We start from the raw sequence: 16,627 nt of genomic DNA on the forward strand, positions 1-16,627 counted from the left end.
TTTGATGGCGGAAATGACAGTGGACCTGGTTAGTGAAAAGCTCGGGGTCAGCGTAAAGTGTACGACGGCGGAAGAAATTGTCCCTGACCGTAAAGTGAGCGGCTATTTTAAAGAAATAGATTTGGCACCTGTGGCTAAACATAAATTGATTCATTGGGCAGGAACAAAAGCTAGTAAGATTAATACGTCTTTAAAAGAAGATGACTCTAGAATGGTTGTCTGTGAATGCGAGCAAGTTACATGGGGAGAGATTGAATCCGTTATTCCTGAAAATGGCCACTTCCATCTTGGGGATATCAGGAGAAGAACTCGCTTGGGAATGGGACCGTGTCAGGGGACGTTTTGCAGTCATCGGGCTGCAGCACTTGCGGTTCAAAAAGGAAAAGCAAGCATTGAAGAAGCAGAGTGGGCACTGCAAGAGGCTATTTTCGAAAGACAAAAAGGAATAAAGGTTGTCGCAACAGGAGAAACAGCCAAGCAGCTGCAGCTGATGGAAGCAATTTACGGTGTGTCACTGGGAATGAAAAAGGAGGAGTCGCAATATGTATGATGTGGTGATTATCGGTCAGGGTTTATCGGGAATGCTATCTGCTATATGGGCAAAAGAACAAGGATACCATACCGCCGTAGTTGCATCGGGCACTGGGAAAATCATTCAATCTACAGGTGTATTCGACTTCATTCCTGGTTCAAATGGAGATTGGAAGGCATGGAAGGACTTTTACCAATTAAACTCTTTAAAAAAATCTCAGTTTTCCAATACTTTGGAAAAGTTTAAAGAACTCACCGTTAAATTGGGATATCCTTATCGGGGAGATGTGGATCATCCGATTTCAATTGTTACCGGTTCCGGTCATCTTAAAAGTACCACCTTGTATCCGGAAACGATTAATCCTATACCAGATCATGGTCAGGTGGTCGTAGTAGGGTTTCAGGAGGTAGTTGACTTCCAGCCTGAATATGTCAAAGCAAATTTACAAAAAGAAAGGCCAAGTCTAACCATTGACACCTTTACAATTCAGCTCGGGCGGAAATCGCAGCGACCTTTAACTCAACTTGACGCCGCACGCCTCTTGGATCAGCCCGAGTTACGGAGACATTGCATCAAGCAAATTAAAAGTTACATGGAAGAGAAAAATATAAATAAGCCTAATCTGGTAATATTCCCTGCTTCTCTTGGAGTAGAAAACTGGAAAGAAACGATAAAAGAGTTTTCCACTTACCTTGGTGCGGCAGTGACAGAGGCTCCGGGTCTTCCGCCTAATACGACTGCCATTCGTTTACAAAACCTTTTGAAAAAAGAGGCCGTCAAACGGGGTGTCCGTTTTTACACTGACACTACTGTTATCGGCTGTGAGTTAGAAGGAAAGGTAATTAAATCACTAAGGATTAAAACTTCCAACCGAGTATCGACCTTGGAGGGGTATCAATTTATTCTTTCAACTGGGGGGATTTTAGGAGGCGGACTTGAAGTAACAGAAGCAGGCATCAAGGAAACGGCATTAAAGCTTGCCGTAAATGAATTTGGGGAAATTCTGTGCTCCCCGGATAACCTTTACTCAATAGGAGCAAGCCGTGGAACGAAAGTAACCCGATTTGGAATAACCGGAGGAATTTATTCGATTTATTCCAGCAGTGAAACGATACACAAGCTGCAGCAGTCAACGATAGGAGGAAGCCGAAATGCTCGAATTAAACTTGCTTGAAACTACGTTTGAAAAATGCCTGAAATGTAATTCTTGCGTTGCCAGTTGCCCGATTTCCAATACAACTCTTGACTTTGGGGGACCAAAGCACATGGGGCCTGAATTAAAGAGGCTAGTCGAAAATCAAGTGACGATTGATGATAAACGGATTGAATGGTGCACACTTTGCGGTAATTGTGACATGTCCTGCCCGGAAAATGTCCATGTATCCACATTAACTGCTTTTGCAAAAGCGATTCACTCTGAGCACAGTGGAACGAAATTCCGTGATTTCGTGCTAAGCAACGCAGAATGGGTGGGAAAACTTGCTTCGGCCTTTGCCCCAGTAACTAATCTCGCCATGGGCATGAAACCAGTCCGTCAAGTGATGGAGATGGTGATGGGCATTCCAGCAGAGCGTCAATTTCCTGCATACCGTTTTAAAAATTTTAAACAGTATTATAAAAAGAGGCATGCCGCCACGAAACGAAAAGTTGCCTATTTTGTTGGCTGCTATGCGACATATAATGCCCCTGAAGTTGCTGACAGTTTTGTTAAGGTCATGGCGAACAATGGAATAGAAGTGGCGATTCCTGCGCAAAAGTGCTGTGGTGTACCGATGTTTGCAAATGGACAAATGAAACAGGGTTTAAAAAATGCCAACTACAATATTAACAGCTTGCTAGAATATGTCAGACAAGGGTATGATGTAGTTCTCACATGTACAAGCTGTACACTTGCCTTAAAAAAGGAGTATGTTTCTTTTGTACAAACAGAGGATGTAAAAGAGCTTGCACACTCTGTATATGACGCTGACGAGTACTTACGGATGCTAAAGGAAAATGGTGAGCTTAATATGGACCTGGCTACTATGAAGGAAAAAGCAGGCTATTATGCTCCATGTCATATGAAAGCCCAGGGAATTGGAAATCCTGCCATGGATATTCTTGAGCTAATTCCGGGATATCAAATTCAGGATGTTGGAGCAGACTGCTGCGGGCAATGCGGTACCTTTGGATTTAAAACGGAGAAGTTTGATGTATCGATGAAAATTGGCCGTTCGATGGCTGAAGCAGTTAAGGCCACAGAAGCAGACTACACGGTTACCGAATGCGGCATGTGCAAAAATCAATTGGATCAATTAACAGACAAAACGGTCAAACATCCGATGCAAATTTTAGCCGAATCCTATGAACGGGCAAAAATTCTTGCATAAACATTTTTCTAACGGCAAAGAAAATTAATCTTTGCCGTTTTTAAATTCACCTTTTCAATTCAATTTGCACATAATAAAATAGGGGATAACAACCTATAAGAAGGGTGAATAAGATATATGAGTTTTTATGGTCAAGAGATTATACCGGCGATGCAGAGAATGGAAGACCTTGAAAAACTAATGGCAAGTCATTATACATATATTATAGTTCTTGAGATTCATGTTTCCAGATTAAAGCCCATTTTTCAAATGGCACAGGCTCATAACAAAAAGCTAATTCTCCATATGGACTTGGTGCACGGATTGAAAAGTGATGAATATGCCACCGAATTTGTATGCCAGGAGCTGAAACCTTTTGGCATAATATCCACAAAGTCCAGTGTCATATTAAAGGCAAAACAAAAAGGTGTGACGGCAATCCAAAGAATGTTTCTTATTGATAGCTACGCTTTAGAAAAAAGCTATAAGTTGATCGAGAAAACGAAACCAGATTATATTGAGGTCCTGCCAGGTGCAATTCCGCAAATGATTACAGAAGTAAAAGCACACCTCACAATTCCTATATTTGCAGGGGGATTAATCAGGACAAAGGAAGAAGTACAAAATGCCCTGAATGCAGGTGCGGAAGCAGTTACCACTTCGAGAAGGGAATTGTGGAGTAACAGCTAAGCACGAAGTAAGAGCAGGCTCTTTTAAATAAATGTATTTTATGATATAGTATTACCAAGTTAATAATATTGTCAGGAGAAACTAGAGAGACCAAAGCAAAACAGTGGATTTCATCCATTTGTACGTGTTATGGTCTCTTTTTTTGTTGACAGGAAGATCTATAGAAAAGTATTAACCTAAATAAAAATACAAGTAAGTTTTTAGTTTCATTTATTGGGGGATTATTTAATGGAAACATATATTTTAGCTTTGGACCAAGGCACCACAAGTTCACGTGCGATCCTTTTTAATAAAAAAGGAGAAATTGCTCACATTGTCCAAAGGGAATTTACACAGCATTTTCCCAAACCAGGCTGGGTAGAGCATAATCCTAATGAAATTTGGGGTTCCATTTTATCCGTGATTGCCGAATGCTTGGTGGAGTCCAATATAAAACCTACGCAAATAGCGGGAATCGGGATTACCAACCAAAGGGAAACAACGGTTGTCTGGGAGAAGGAAACTGGTAAGCCTATTTACAATGCGATTGTTTGGCAATCCAGGCAAACTGTGGAGATCTGTGAGGAATTAAAAGCAAAGGGGCACGAAAAACTTTTCCGTGATAAAACAGGATTGTTGATCGATGCCTATTTTTCAGGAACAAAATTAAAATGGATTTTGGATCATGTAGAAGGAGCAAGGGACAGAGCCGAACGAGGTGAATTGTTATTCGGGACAATTGATACCTGGCTGGTTTGGAAACTTTCGGGGGAAATGCACATGTCACCGACTATTCCAATGCTTCCAGAACGTTAATGTATAATATCCATGAGCTTAAATGGGATCAAGAGTTATTAGATATTTTGTCGATCCCTAAAGTAATGCTTCCTGAAGTTCGTCAATCATCAGAAGTATATGCGGAGACCATTGACTATCATTTCTTTGGCTGTAATGTTCCTATCGCAGGAGTGGCCGGTGACCAACAGGCAGCGTTATTTGGTCAAACTTGCTTCGAAAAAGGGATGGCTAAAAACACTTATGGAACCGGTTGCTTTATGCTGGAAAATACTGGTGAGCAGGCAGTTAAATCGGAACATGGATTATTAACCACTATTGCCTGGGGGATTAATGGGAAAGTAACATATGCCTTAGAAGGCAGCATCTTTGTAGCTGGGTCAGCAATCCAATGGCTTCGGGATGGCCTGAGAATGGTCAAAGATGCCGCGGAAAGTGAAGCATATGCCTCAAGGGTTACATCATCGGAAGGTGTCTATTTGGTACCGGCATTTGTAGGACTTGGTACTCCATATTGGGATAGTGATGTCCGCGGTGCTGTGTTTGGTTTGACACGCGGGACGAAAAAAGAACATTTCATCCGTGCAACATTGGAGGCGCTTGCGTATCAGACAAAGGATGTACTGATGGCGATGGAAGCTGATTCAGGAATAGCGCTAAAATCACTTCGCGTTGATGGAGGGGCTGTAGCTAATAACTTCTTGATGCAATTCCAAAGCGATCTCTTAAATGTGCCGGTAGAAAGGCCATTAGTAAAAGAAACAACGGCATTGGGGGCAGCGTACTTGGCAGGATTGGCCGTTGGCTTTTGGAAAAGTCAGGAAGAGATTACTGCTCAATGGAAGACAAACGGTGATTTTACAGCAAATATGAGTGAAGAGGAAAGACAGAGTCTTTATAAAGGGTGGAAAAAAGCGGTAAATGCAACAATGGCTTTTAAATAACCGTACTTTATGTTATAATAACTACAAGTTAATATTTGTCAGGAGAATGAGAGAGACCATAGCAAAACAGTGGACGTATGCCATTGTATTTGTTGTGGTCTCTTTTTTGTCGACAAAAAAGGGGGTAATCATAGTGAATAAGTTGAATTTTTCAAGTTTAAATAAAAAATCATTATTAAAGGAAATGGCTGCAGAAGAGTTTGATGTTTTAGTGATTGGAGGAGGAATTACCGGCTGTGGAATTGCGCTGGATGCTGCCACAAGGGGTTTGAAAACTGCTTTGGTAGAAATGCAGGATTTTGCTGCAGGAACATCCAGCAGGTCAACGAAGCTGGTCCATGGCGGCCTCCGTTATTTAAAACAATTTGAAGTGAAAATGGTAGCGGAAGTTGGTAAAGAACGTGCGATTGTGTATGAAAATGGGCCGCACGTTACAACACCTGAGTGGATGCTTTTGCCAATCCATAAAGGCGGCACATTTGGAAAATTTAGTACATCAATTGGCTTACGGGTTTATGACTTTTTGGCTGGGGTAAAAAAAGCAGAAAGACGATCAATGCTTTCATCTGAACTAACCAGCACAAAAGAGCCACTTCTTAAAAGAGATGGATTACTAGGCGGCGGGTATTATGTTGAGTACCGTACAGACGATGCACGCTTAACAATTGAAGTAATCAAGGAGGCTGTCTCCAGAGGAGTAAAAGCAGTTAACTACACAAAAGTTAGCGAACTTCTGTACAAAAACGGCAAAGTTGTCGGCGCAAAGGTAGTTAACCAGTTAAATGGTGAAGTTTACGATATATATGCGAAAAAAATAATAAATGCAACAGGTCCCTGGGTAGATACACTACGTGACAAAGACCATTCATTGTCCGGAAAAAGATTGAGACTTACTAAAGGAGTTCATTTAGTCATTGACCAATCAAAGTTTCCGCTTAAGCAGTCGGTCTATTTTGATACTCCTGACGGCCGAATGGTGTTTGCAATTCCAAGAGCAGGAAAAACATATGTTGGTACTACAGATACTTTCTTTGAGGGTGATCCGACACATCCTAAAATGACAGCTGAAGATCGGAGCTATATTATTAAGGCCATTCATTTTATGTTTCCTTCTGTCAAAATTAATGAAAAGGACATTGAATCAAGCTGGGCAGGTGTCAGACCACTTATTTATGAAGAAGGCAAGGATGCATCGGAAATCTCTCGCAAGGATGAAATTTGGGTATCCAATTCTGGTTTAATCACGATTGCAGGAGGCAAGCTTACCGGATATAGAAAAATGGCAGAAACAGTGGTTGATTTGACCACAAAGCAGTTAAAAGAAGAAGAAGGTCTCAACATTAAGCCATGCCAAACCAAGCATTTGCCTATTTCCGGAGGCCATTTAGGAGGATCTAGTCAATTTACTTCCTTCATTGAAAAAAATATGACAGAGGCTCTAGAAATTGGTTTTACAAAGGAACAATATTTGAAATTAGTAAAACGTTACGGCTCTAACATAAACCGAATTTTTGAACTTGCTAAAAGGTATATTCCAACAAACCAATATGGTTTGCCTTTGGATGTTTTCGTAGAGCTGGTTTATAGTCTTGAAGACGAGATGGTCATGAAACCTGTAGACTTTTTTATTCGAAGAACTGGAGCATTACTTTTTGATATTCAGTGGACTAAAAAGTGGAAGCAGGCAGTAACAGACATGATGGCAGACTACTTTGAATGGACAATAAAAGAAAAGAGTAAGCATATCGAGGAACTTGAGGTTCAGTTAAACGACGCAGTTAATCCCAAAAGTCCTGAAAAAATAAGAACATCGAAGGTTGTATGAGGGAAGAACTTGTGAGGTAAAGGAAAAGAAAATGCCCTCTTGTCCGTCTAGTAAGGCGGATAAGAGGACATTTTCTAACTCCTGTTCCTTCGATTACTTTTGAAAAACATATTTATTTTTGCTTTCAAAGTAATCAGGATACTGTTTAATTAAAATACTTTCTTCCGATAACATTAGCTGTAAGTGCTCGATTATGTTTTTCTCTGCCTTCAATTTATCTTTTTCCTGTATGGCGGTAAAAATGGATTTATGCTGGTCAATTAAAATATCCCAATCAAAACTTTCGGTAGATTTCAATCTTAGTATTCTATAACGATTTAAGTGTCCATTAATATTTTGCATCATTTGCCATGTGCGTCTTTTTCCAGTCATTTCAAAGAACTCTTTATGGAATTTTTCATCTAAATCGAAAAAATTCCCCTTCTGGGCTATACCATTTTTATCACAGGCTAATAGTTCTTGGATCTTTAAATTTGCTTCTAAATTAAATAAAGATTCTCTTGTACCAATGTCACATGCTAACAAGATGACAGCGGTTTCAAGTTTTTCTCGGACAAACCTAGCTTCTTCAGCATAATCCGAGTTAATAAGTGAAACGAATGTCCCACTTTGAGGAATGATTTCGAGCAATTCTTCCTGTGCTAATTTTAAAAACGCTTCTCTTATGGGTGTACGGCTAATCTGTAATTGGTCTGACATTGACTTTTCAGATAGTTTGGTTCCCGGGATTAATTTTAGTGTTAATATTTGCTCCTTGATTTCATTGTAGGCGAACTCTTTTGCATTTACTCCCCTATTTATAGCCATACAATAGCTCCCCTTTATTTAAATACTTTTTTATTTGTTATATTACTCCACTCTTAAAGGAAAAATAAATTTGCATACTAATATGTCACTATAGTATCATTTTCCTTCCTCATTTAGAAGATTTTAAAACCTACTTTGTAAATAAGTTTGAGAAAATGTAAGAAAGGCAACGATCCCATTAAATTTGCTTCTGGAAAAATATATTTTTGTGAAAATTGAATATATTTCCAGTTAACACTCTATAATAGAAAGAAAATATAAGGATTTTTCAATTGAAATTTCTATTAAATTATTGAGGAGGGTATAAATGGGTAGATTAGTTCATTTTGAAATTCATGTGAATGATATGGAAAGGGCGAAGAAGTTTTATGGAGAGGTATTTGGATGGTCGTTTCAAGATTGGAGTGAATATGCAGGGATGCCTTATTTTGGGGCAGTAACTGGAAGTGAAGATGAACCTGGAATCAATGGTGCTTTAATGCAGCGTCAAAGTGCACCTCCGGAGGAAGGTCAAAGTCTAAATGCATTTGCATGTACTATGGGAGTAGAAGATTATGATTCGACGGAAAGGAAAATAATAGAAAACGGAGGCAAGGTTGCCATGCCTAAGTATGCTCTTCCTGGAATGGCGTGGCAGGGTTACTATCTGGATACCGAAGGAAATATATTTGGAATTCACCAGCCAGATGTAAACGCCAAATAAAATCAATACATAGATGGACCCCTGCCAAACTCAAGTTAAAAAGCTTGAGTTTTTTCTTTAAGAAAAATAGGATGGTATTATTTAATCCTTAAAAAGGAGGGAGTTCATGATTTACGTAGGTCTTGCAGGGTGGGGGGATCATGATTCTCTTTATCTTGATGGAATAAAGGCAAAGGATAAATTAGCCGAATATGGCAGTCACTTTCTTGTTGTTGAAGTAGATACATCGTTTTATGCGATTCAACCCGTCCGTAATGCTGAAAAATGGGTAAGTGAAACTCCGAAAGGATTCCGTTTTGTAGTTAAAGCTTATCAAGGGATGACAAAACATCTGCGAAAAGATCATATCCCATTTCAGACTAGTAAAGAAATGTTTCAAGCATTTAAGGACTCATTAACACCGTATCTTAATAGTAAAAAGTTAGCCGCCGTTTTATTTCAATTTCCTCCATGGTTTGATTGCCGGAAAGAGAATGTGGCTTATATTAGGTATTGTAAGAAAATGATGGGTGCTTTTCCTGTAGCACTGGAATTTAGACACCAATCATGGTTTCGCAGTGACTATCGTGAGGGAACATTATCGTTCATGCAGCAGGAAGGATGGATTCATTCGATTGCGGACGAACCCCAGGCAGGGGAAGGCTCTGTTCCGCTGGTTCTAGTTGCGACGGATTCGAACATGACAATTGTTCGGATGCACGGCAGAAATGTTCAGGGGTGGAATAAACAAGAGGGTGTTGACTGGCGGGAAGTTCGCTTTTTATATAGCTATAGCACAGAAGAGCTTTTGGAATGGAAGAAGATCATTCAGGAACTCTCAACGCATACAAAAGATATCTATGTATTATTCAACAACAACTCAGGCGGGGATGCATCAGGGAACGCAAAAGCATTTCAAGAAATTTTAGGGATAGAATACGACGGACTTTCCCCGAAACAATTAGATTTATTTTAAAAAAGCAGCAGAGATCCATTCTGCTGCTTTTTCTAGCTTATGAATATTATTTAACAGCTGGTACTGCATTTTCCTTTTTTGCTTTTTGTTGCTGTAACTTTAAAAGATCTAAGAAATGATCATCACGTGTATGGATGGCTTTTGCTCCAAAATCATCATATTCGTAGAATCCTTTGTTTGAACGAATACCAAATTCCTCGTTTTCTACCATCTCTTTTAAGAATGAAGGAACTTCTCTTGTATTAGACAGCTCTTGTTCGATGTTGTGAACCATCGCTTTTGTTGTTTCCAGCCCGGCCAAATCCTGACTTTCCAATGGTCCGCAGAAAGCCCATTTAAAGCCCATGCTTCCTTTTACAGCAATATCGATATCTTCAGCTGTACATACTCCTTGTTCAATTAAGTTGAAGCATTCACGCAAGAAAGCTACCTGAACACGGTTCACGATAAATCCTGTAATTTCTTTTTTTAATACTACCGGAGATTTTCCGATTTCTTTCATTAATTCATAAGTTGTTTGTACAACATTTTCAGCAGTCTTCTCAAATCTTGCAATTTCCACAATTGGCACAAGCTGTGGCGGGTTAAAGAAGTGTGTAATGATAAATCTTTCCGGATTCTTTGCTCTTTGCGTTAATTCTTTTAATGGGAAAGTAGAAGTATTCGATGCAATGATCGTTTTGTCAGAGACAACGCTTTCAATAATTTCATAAGTGTCCAACTTTAACTCGAGTTTTTCCGGAATGGATTCAAGAATGAAGTCGGTATCTTGAATAGCTTCACGTAAATCAGTGGTATAAGTGATACGAGCTAATGCCTGATCCATATCGTTCCCGGTCAGCATTTCTTTTTCTACCATAATTTTTAAGCTGTTCGTAATAAGTTCTCTTGCTTTTTCCAGTGAAGACTCGCGTCTGGCTTGTATGCGTACATTCTTTCCTGCTTGGGCAAATAATTGAGCGGCACCATGCCCCATAATACCTGCGCCAAGGACTGTAAAATTCTTCATTTCCATTACCCCTTTATATTCATGACTCTTTTAGCGTAAAGCTAAGTGCCATCTAGCAATTTATTATTGTTATTTTCATAATAGCATATCTATTTTGAAAAGATTGTAACCTAGGTTACAATCTTAGTAAGGAGATGGGGCAAATGAACAATCAAGATTTTGTTTCAAACGAATCCAATTTATATAGTGCAATTGAAAAAATCGGAACATTAAGACGATACAATAAAAATGAAGTCATCTACTTACAGGATGATAGTGCAAATACATTTTACCTGCTTAAATCAGGCAGAGTCCGACAGTTTTTTACATCGGAAAATGGCAATGAATTAACCGTGAAGATTTTGGGAGCCAATAAAATTTTTGGAGAAGCTTCTTATTTTAGCAAAACACCAAGAGTAACATCGGCAAGCGCCCTTACTGATGTAGAACTGCTTGAAGTCGATTTGCAGAGTATTCTGCCGTTCATAACAGAGCATCCAAGTTTAATTGCTGAGCTCTTGGATATGATGGCTCAAACGATCCGTCTTTTTTCCATCCAGGTGTACAGTATGGCATTTTTATCAGCTGATAAAAAGGTTGCCCATATCTTAGTTCAACTTGGATCCTATTTTAAAAACAAAGAAACTGATCCCTCTTATTCTATTGATTATACCCATCAAGATATAGCAGAATTAATTGGTATTGCACGAGTGACCACCACAAAAGAGTTAAAGAGGTTTGAAAAACTGGGATGGATTTCATTGGCCTACCGAAATATTCAAATACTAAACGAAGCAGCTTTGAAAGAATATTTATTGTCTTAGGGATCCTTTGAAAGGTAAACACATAAAAACTTTGGCAGAATCGGTCCTGAATACCATTTAATTTGAATATCTTTTAACTATTGATTTAGGAAACCAAACGATCAAATCATGGTTAAAGGAGGCACGTTATGAAGGCAATCGTCTATGACAAATATGGCCCGCCTGATGTCCTTGAATTAAAAGAGATTGAAAAACCGATTCCTGAGGATAATCAAGTACTTGTAAAGGTTTATGCTTCATCTGTGAATTATGGTAATTTGGTTCTTTTGAAAGGAGAACCATTCTTAGCCCGTCTATTTTTCGGACCCATAAAGCCAAAATACTCAATCCCCGGAGGTGACATAGCAGGCCTGGTAGAAGCGGTTGGCAGAAATGTTAAGCAGTTTCAACCAGGAGATGAGGTGTTTGGAGACCTATCTGGCTGCGGCTGGGGCGGGTTTGCCGAATATGTATCTGTTCCTGAAAATGTATTAGCACCAAAACCATCCCATTTGTCGTTTGAGGAAGCGGCAGCAGTTCCAATGGCCGCAGTCACAGCCCTGCAGAGTCTCCGAAATAAGGGTAGGGTAAAGTCCGAGCAAAAGGTTTTGATTTATGGAGCTTCCGGCGGTGTGGGAACTTTTGCCGTACAGATTGCTAAAGCATTCGGGGCTGAGGTAACTGGAGTGTGCAGTACGAGAAATGTTGAGATTATACGATCAATTGGTGCGGACCATGCTATCGATTATACGAAGGAAGATTTTTCGAAAAAAGCCGATGTTTATGACCTAATTATTGGTGCTAACGGGTATCAGCCCATATCTGTTTACAAACGTGCATTAAGTCCTAATGGAATTTTTGTTCATGTCGGAGGTTCAGGTACGCAAATGTTTCAAGCAATGGTCCTTGGGCCTTGGATTTCAATGACTGGAAAAAAGAAGATAGGGAGTTTTTTGCAAAGACCAAATCAAAAAGATCTGTTTTTTATAAGGGAACTTCTTGAAACAGGCAAAATAAAGCCGGTTATTGACCGACAATATCAGTTAAGTGAAATTCAAGAAGCTTTTAGGTATTTTGAAAATGGCCACGCTCAAGGAAAAGTGGTCATCACAATGTAATGGCAGAGAATTCGTTTCAGTTTTTTAACTTAAAAAGTCGGCTATATACAGATTTCTTGTAATAACTTGTATATAGTGGGCTTTTTTCTATACTTTTTAATTACATAGAATTTTTGTATTTTTTTAAAATAAGAATGATATAGAATATAATATTAGTAAAGTCACGTTAAAGATAAGAAATGGCTGCAAATATCGATGTCAGGGGTAATGTATTGTATGAATAAGGAGCTGGTTATTAATGCCGACGCATGCTACAAGCTGTCGGAGCAAAAGGCTGAACATTATTTTCAAGCACTATATAACGAAGTCATGCAAAAGAGTTATGTCCCTACCCTAACAATAGATGTACAATCCTGGAAACAAAACCATATTCATAACCATCCATGGATAACCTTTTTTTTTCGCAGAAAAGGAAAAACTAGTCCACAAGGGTACCAAAATTATATCCATTGGCTAGATTATACAGGGAAATTGGATCATTACCTTGATCGAAGTATTTCCTATATTTTTATGCGGGATCTAGGCAAAGACTTACACTCACCTGCTGTACGAGCAAGGGTTCAACGTGTTGTTGCCAGTTTAAAAAGTTACTTGAAAACAGACAAGGGGAACAATTCGGACCCATATAGTTTGGCTGGATTATACCGAATGGCGCAAAAGGAACATATAGAATCCACCATGATCTGGTTGATAAAAAAGCTAAAGATTGTATCCTCTCATATTCCAGAGGGGATGGATGCAGTGCACGCTCAGAGGAAACTGATTAAAATTATCGGTGGAGTACTGATGCATGTCCTAGAAGGGCTGGAAGATGGGATATCACAAAAAGAACGTACCCGACTGCTGGATGAAGCGATTAGACTAGGTTATTCCTATGGACTGACATATCCTTTTATAGATGATCTACTTGATGCTAAAGTTTTGTCTGATGAAGAGAAAAGAAAATATTCAAATTTGATTCGTAACACCCTTACGACAGGTTTTGTTCCTAAATTGGGGAATTGGGAACCACAAACAACAGACCTGCTAAGGTTTGTTCATTCGGAACTCCGAGAAGCCTTTGAATATATTAAGTCCCATCAGAGGCCGGAAACAGTGAAATCATTCCTTGAGCAAGCCTATGTGTTTTTTAATTCTCAAGAAATTGACCGCATAAAGGAACTATCCAATGAACATTACACCAACGAAGAACTTTATATCCCGATTATTTTAAAATCCTCTTCATCCCGATTGATTGTCCGTTCCGTTATTAGTGCGGAGGAGGATGAAGGTTTTGATGACCGAACATTTTATTATGGGATCTATAACCAACTGGCGGATGACTTTGCAGATATGTTTGATGACATGAGGGATGGGGCCGTAACACCCTATACCTATTATCTAAAATATCATGAAAAACGTAAGGATCTTATAAACCCTTTTGAATTGTATTGGACGGTTATCAGCTATTTGATCCATAACGTGTACCGCTCTGATCCCAAAGCCTGTGAAGTGATTCTCGATCGTGCGATTAACGGTTTGAAACGATTTAAAGCAAGAATGGGAACAGAAAAGTACAATCAAGTGATGAAACTTTTCTTTTCTGAAAGTCCGAATTTTAAGCAGGTTATTCAAAATCTGGTCGATAAAGCGGATGATGTTGATTTTTTTGACAAGCTTCTTCGTGATCATATTATTACCATTTTGAAAAATGAACGTATGGAGCAAGAAGACTTTTTACATACGGTCGAAACAGTTCGAAATCAGATCAACCGTCTATTGATCATTCCCAAAAACGAGAATGAAGCTTTGGTGGAAAGTCCCATCATTGCTGCTGCTAACTATAGTCTTAATGGTGATGGAAAGCGACTCCGCCCAATTATCACTTGGGTTATGGGCGTTAATGTATATGGGTTAAAAAGTTCTGCCATTGTGCCCTTGCTAAGATCGCTAGAATTTATGCATACAGCATCCCTGATTTTTGATGATTTGCCATCCCAGGATAATGCTTCTACCCGAAGGGGTCGTCCAACCCTCCATCAGACTTATAATATTGCGATTGCCGAATTAACTGGTCTTTTTCTGACACAAAAGGCAACGGAGGAACAAGCATCACTGAGTGGGTTTGATCCGAAAACAGTGCTAAAACTGATTCAATATTCATCGAAAACGACTGAAATGATGTGTAAAGGGCAGGCAATGGACTTAGAATCAAAAGGGAAAAAATTAACACTGGAGCAATTGAATACATTGTCCTTTTATAAAACGGGCATTGCCTTTGAAGCTTCTCTTATTATGCCTGCCATACTTGCTCAGGCAACAGAGATTGAAATCGAAGCTTTGAAAAAATTCGCTCGTCATGCTGGCATTGCCTTTCAGATAAAAGATGACCTCTTGGATGTTGAAGGGGACCCAGCCTTACTTGGAAAACCTATTGGCATAGATGGGAAAAATAATAACTCAACATTTGTATCCATCTTAGGGCGTGAAAGGGCGAGTAAAGTAATGTGGGAACATTATTGTCTTGCAATAGAAACATTATTAGAGATCGAACAAAATACCACCTTTCTCAAACATTTATTGAACTATATTGTTAACCGCGACCATTAAGGAATTTGTTATGCACAAATATGGAGATGAATACCAATAACCTCGAAATGTTTTCACTGCATAATCGTGGTATAATGTTCCATGAAATTTAAAAGGACTGTTTATTTTTGACAAAATCCTTCGGAGAAGGGTGGCTGTAATGTATAAATTAGAACTAAATATTAAGCATCGGACTGTTTCTCTATTAGATAAGTATTTTACAGGAGAATCAATAGACTATAGGGAAATTATTGGGATTATTTTACCGGTATTCGTAGATCAGGCATTTTTAATCTTAATGAGTTTTTTAAATACAGCAATGATTAGTTCTTCCGGGGTTGCAGCCGTTAGTGCTGTAAGTATGGTAGATTCATTGAATATATTCTTAATCAACGTATTTATTGCTTTAGCAACAGGCGGTACCGTTATTGTGGCCCAATTTAAAGGCAGCGGGAACACCGCAATGGTATCCAAAACAGCAACACAGGCAATTACAGCCGTTACGATCTTGTCTGTGTTGGTCAGTGCACTTATGATTATTTTTAATATGCCTGTCTTAAACCTCCTATTTGGCAGAGCTGATGCAGATGTATTTCAAAATGCAAAGATATATTTAATCGGAAGTTGTATCTCTTATCCTTTCATTGCGATTTTTCAAGCTGTTTGTGGTTCTTTAAGAGGCGTGGGAGAGACTAAGCCATGCTTAAATTTATCGTTAGTAATGAATGTAACGAACACTTTGCTTAATGTATTGTTGATTACGTTTATGAGTATGAGTGTGAAAGGGCTCGTGATTGCTACTATTGTAGCAAGAGTACTGGGTATGATCTCTTCATTAATCTATATCATAAAATATAATGAAACGATTCGTTTTCAACTAAAGTCTACATTAAAAATAGATTTTGCTATTTTAAAGAAAGTGATGTTTATCGGGATTCCTTTTGCTGCGGAACAAATCTTTTTTAATGGAGGAAAGCTTCTTACCCAAACTTTTATTGTGCAATTAGGGACATTAGCGATGACGGCGTATGCAATCGTCAATTCGATCGCTCTTTTATTTCAGATTGGACCTAATGCCTTGAGTATTGCGATTGTACCGGTGGTTGGTCAATGTATCGGAAGAAGGAATATAACTGATGCAAAGAAATTCATTAAGTCGTTAATCGGACTTTCTACTATTCTCTTTTTGATTGCACCAGCAATATTGCTGCCTTTTTTTTCATTGATGATGAAACTGTTCCATCCGCCTGAAAAAATAATTCCAACAATATTTGCAATGACGATCATATCGGCCGTTGCACATCCGATTTTATGGTCATCAAGTTTTATTATGCCTTCAGCATTACGTGCTGCAGGGGATTCGAACTTTACCTCGGTCGCTTCTTTATTATCAATGTGGCTTTTGAGGGTGGTACTTGGCTATGTTTTAGGAATCACCTTCGGATATGGGATCATTGGTGTATGGGTCGCAATGATTATAGAGTGGGGTATGCGTGGATTGATCTTTGGATGGCGATTCAAAGGAAAAAAATGGTATGCCCATAGGTTAGTATAATGTAAACAAAACTCCCA

The 16,627-nt window shown here is 39.0% G+C and carries 13 protein-coding genes and 1 pseudogene; 12 read left to right on the top strand and 2 right to left on the bottom strand.

The genetic code is table 11. The annotated features are described in order from the left end of the window. The first annotated feature begins 13 nt into the window (after positions 1-13). The 6 genes and pseudogenes from RCG17_RS17420 to RCG17_RS17445 all read left to right on the top strand — a co-directional run bounded on the left by RCG17_RS17420 (position 14) and on the right by RCG17_RS17445 (position 7,113). The gene (locus tag RCG17_RS17420) at positions 14-550 is read left to right on the top strand and encodes a (2Fe-2S)-binding protein (RefSeq protein ID WP_308171396.1); all 537 of its coding nucleotides are present in this window, start codon (positions 14-16) and stop codon (positions 548-550) included. Continuing rightward, positions 543-1,706: an FAD-binding protein gene (locus RCG17_RS17425; protein ID WP_308171397.1), complete on the top strand. Its 1,164-nt coding sequence runs from the start codon at positions 543-545 to the stop codon at positions 1,704-1,706. Before RCG17_RS17420 ends, RCG17_RS17425 begins: the two co-directional genes overlap by 8 nt. Then, positions 1,684-2,901, top strand: a complete 1,218-nt coding sequence (locus tag RCG17_RS17430) for an anaerobic glycerol-3-phosphate dehydrogenase subunit C (RefSeq protein ID WP_308171398.1) — start codon at positions 1,684-1,686, stop codon at positions 2,899-2,901. The genes RCG17_RS17425 and RCG17_RS17430 overlap by 23 nt, the downstream gene beginning before the upstream one ends. A 117-nt stretch (positions 2,902-3,018) precedes the next feature. Continuing rightward, positions 3,019-3,570, top strand: coding sequence for a glycerol-3-phosphate responsive antiterminator (locus RCG17_RS17435; protein ID WP_308171399.1), 552 nt, complete (start codon positions 3,019-3,021; stop codon positions 3,568-3,570). Between the two features lie 228 nt (positions 3,571-3,798). Next, positions 3,799-5,288, top strand: a pseudogene (gene glpK / locus RCG17_RS17440) (glycerol kinase GlpK). A gap of 142 nt (positions 5,289-5,430) precedes the next feature. Then, complete coding sequence (locus tag RCG17_RS17445) at positions 5,431-7,113, top strand: glycerol-3-phosphate dehydrogenase/oxidase (protein ID WP_308175875.1); 1,683 nt, start codon at positions 5,431-5,433, stop codon at positions 7,111-7,113. Positions 7,114-7,206: 93 nt separating this feature from the next. Here RCG17_RS17445 and RCG17_RS17450 read toward each other — a convergent pair whose 3' ends face one another. Beyond that, a complete protein-coding gene (locus tag RCG17_RS17450) occupies positions 7,207-7,920 on the bottom strand; it encodes a GntR family transcriptional regulator (protein WP_308171400.1) in 714 nt (237 codons plus the stop codon). Between the two features lie 307 nt (positions 7,921-8,227). Between RCG17_RS17450 and RCG17_RS17455 the strand changes: the two genes are divergently transcribed. Together RCG17_RS17455 and RCG17_RS17460 are read left to right on the top strand one after the other, a co-directional pair. Continuing rightward, complete coding sequence (locus RCG17_RS17455) at positions 8,228-8,623, top strand: VOC family protein (RefSeq protein WP_308171401.1); 396 nt, start codon at positions 8,228-8,230, stop codon at positions 8,621-8,623. 106 nt (positions 8,624-8,729) lie between these two features. After that, positions 8,730-9,578, top strand: a complete 849-nt coding sequence (locus RCG17_RS17460) for a DUF72 domain-containing protein (protein ID WP_308171402.1) — start codon at positions 8,730-8,732, stop codon at positions 9,576-9,578. 46 nt (positions 9,579-9,624) lie between these two features. Here the strand turns inward: RCG17_RS17460 and RCG17_RS17465 are convergent, their stop codons facing one another. Then, positions 9,625-10,587, bottom strand: a complete 963-nt coding sequence (locus tag RCG17_RS17465; protein ID WP_308171403.1) for a 3-hydroxyacyl-CoA dehydrogenase family protein — start codon at positions 10,585-10,587, stop codon at positions 9,625-9,627. Positions 10,588-10,730: 143 nt separating this feature from the next. Here RCG17_RS17465 and RCG17_RS17470 point away from each other — a divergent pair, with 143 nt between their 5' ends. The 4 genes from RCG17_RS17470 (at position 10,731) to RCG17_RS17485 (ending at position 16,610) form a co-directional block, all read left to right on the top strand. Continuing rightward, the gene (locus RCG17_RS17470) at positions 10,731-11,390 is read left to right on the top strand and encodes a Crp/Fnr family transcriptional regulator (protein WP_308171404.1); all 660 of its coding nucleotides are present in this window, start codon (positions 10,731-10,733) and stop codon (positions 11,388-11,390) included. 128 nt (positions 11,391-11,518) lie between these two features. Next, entirely contained in the window at positions 11,519-12,487 is a 969-nt protein-coding gene (locus RCG17_RS17475; RefSeq protein WP_308171405.1) for an NAD(P)-dependent alcohol dehydrogenase, read from the top strand. 207 nt (positions 12,488-12,694) lie between these two features. After that, positions 12,695-15,076, top strand: a complete 2,382-nt coding sequence (locus tag RCG17_RS17480; protein ID WP_308171406.1) for a polyprenyl synthetase family protein — start codon at positions 12,695-12,697, stop codon at positions 15,074-15,076. Positions 15,077-15,215: 139 nt separating this feature from the next. Then, positions 15,216-16,610: an MATE family efflux transporter gene (locus tag RCG17_RS17485; protein WP_308171407.1), complete on the top strand. Its 1,395-nt coding sequence runs from the start codon at positions 15,216-15,218 to the stop codon at positions 16,608-16,610. Positions 16,611-16,627 lie beyond the last annotated feature (17 nt).

The sequence above is a fragment of the Neobacillus sp. PS3-12 genome (assembly GCF_030915385.1).
In the GTDB taxonomy this organism is placed as follows: domain Bacteria; phylum Bacillota; class Bacilli; order Bacillales; family Cytobacillaceae; genus JAEVLT01.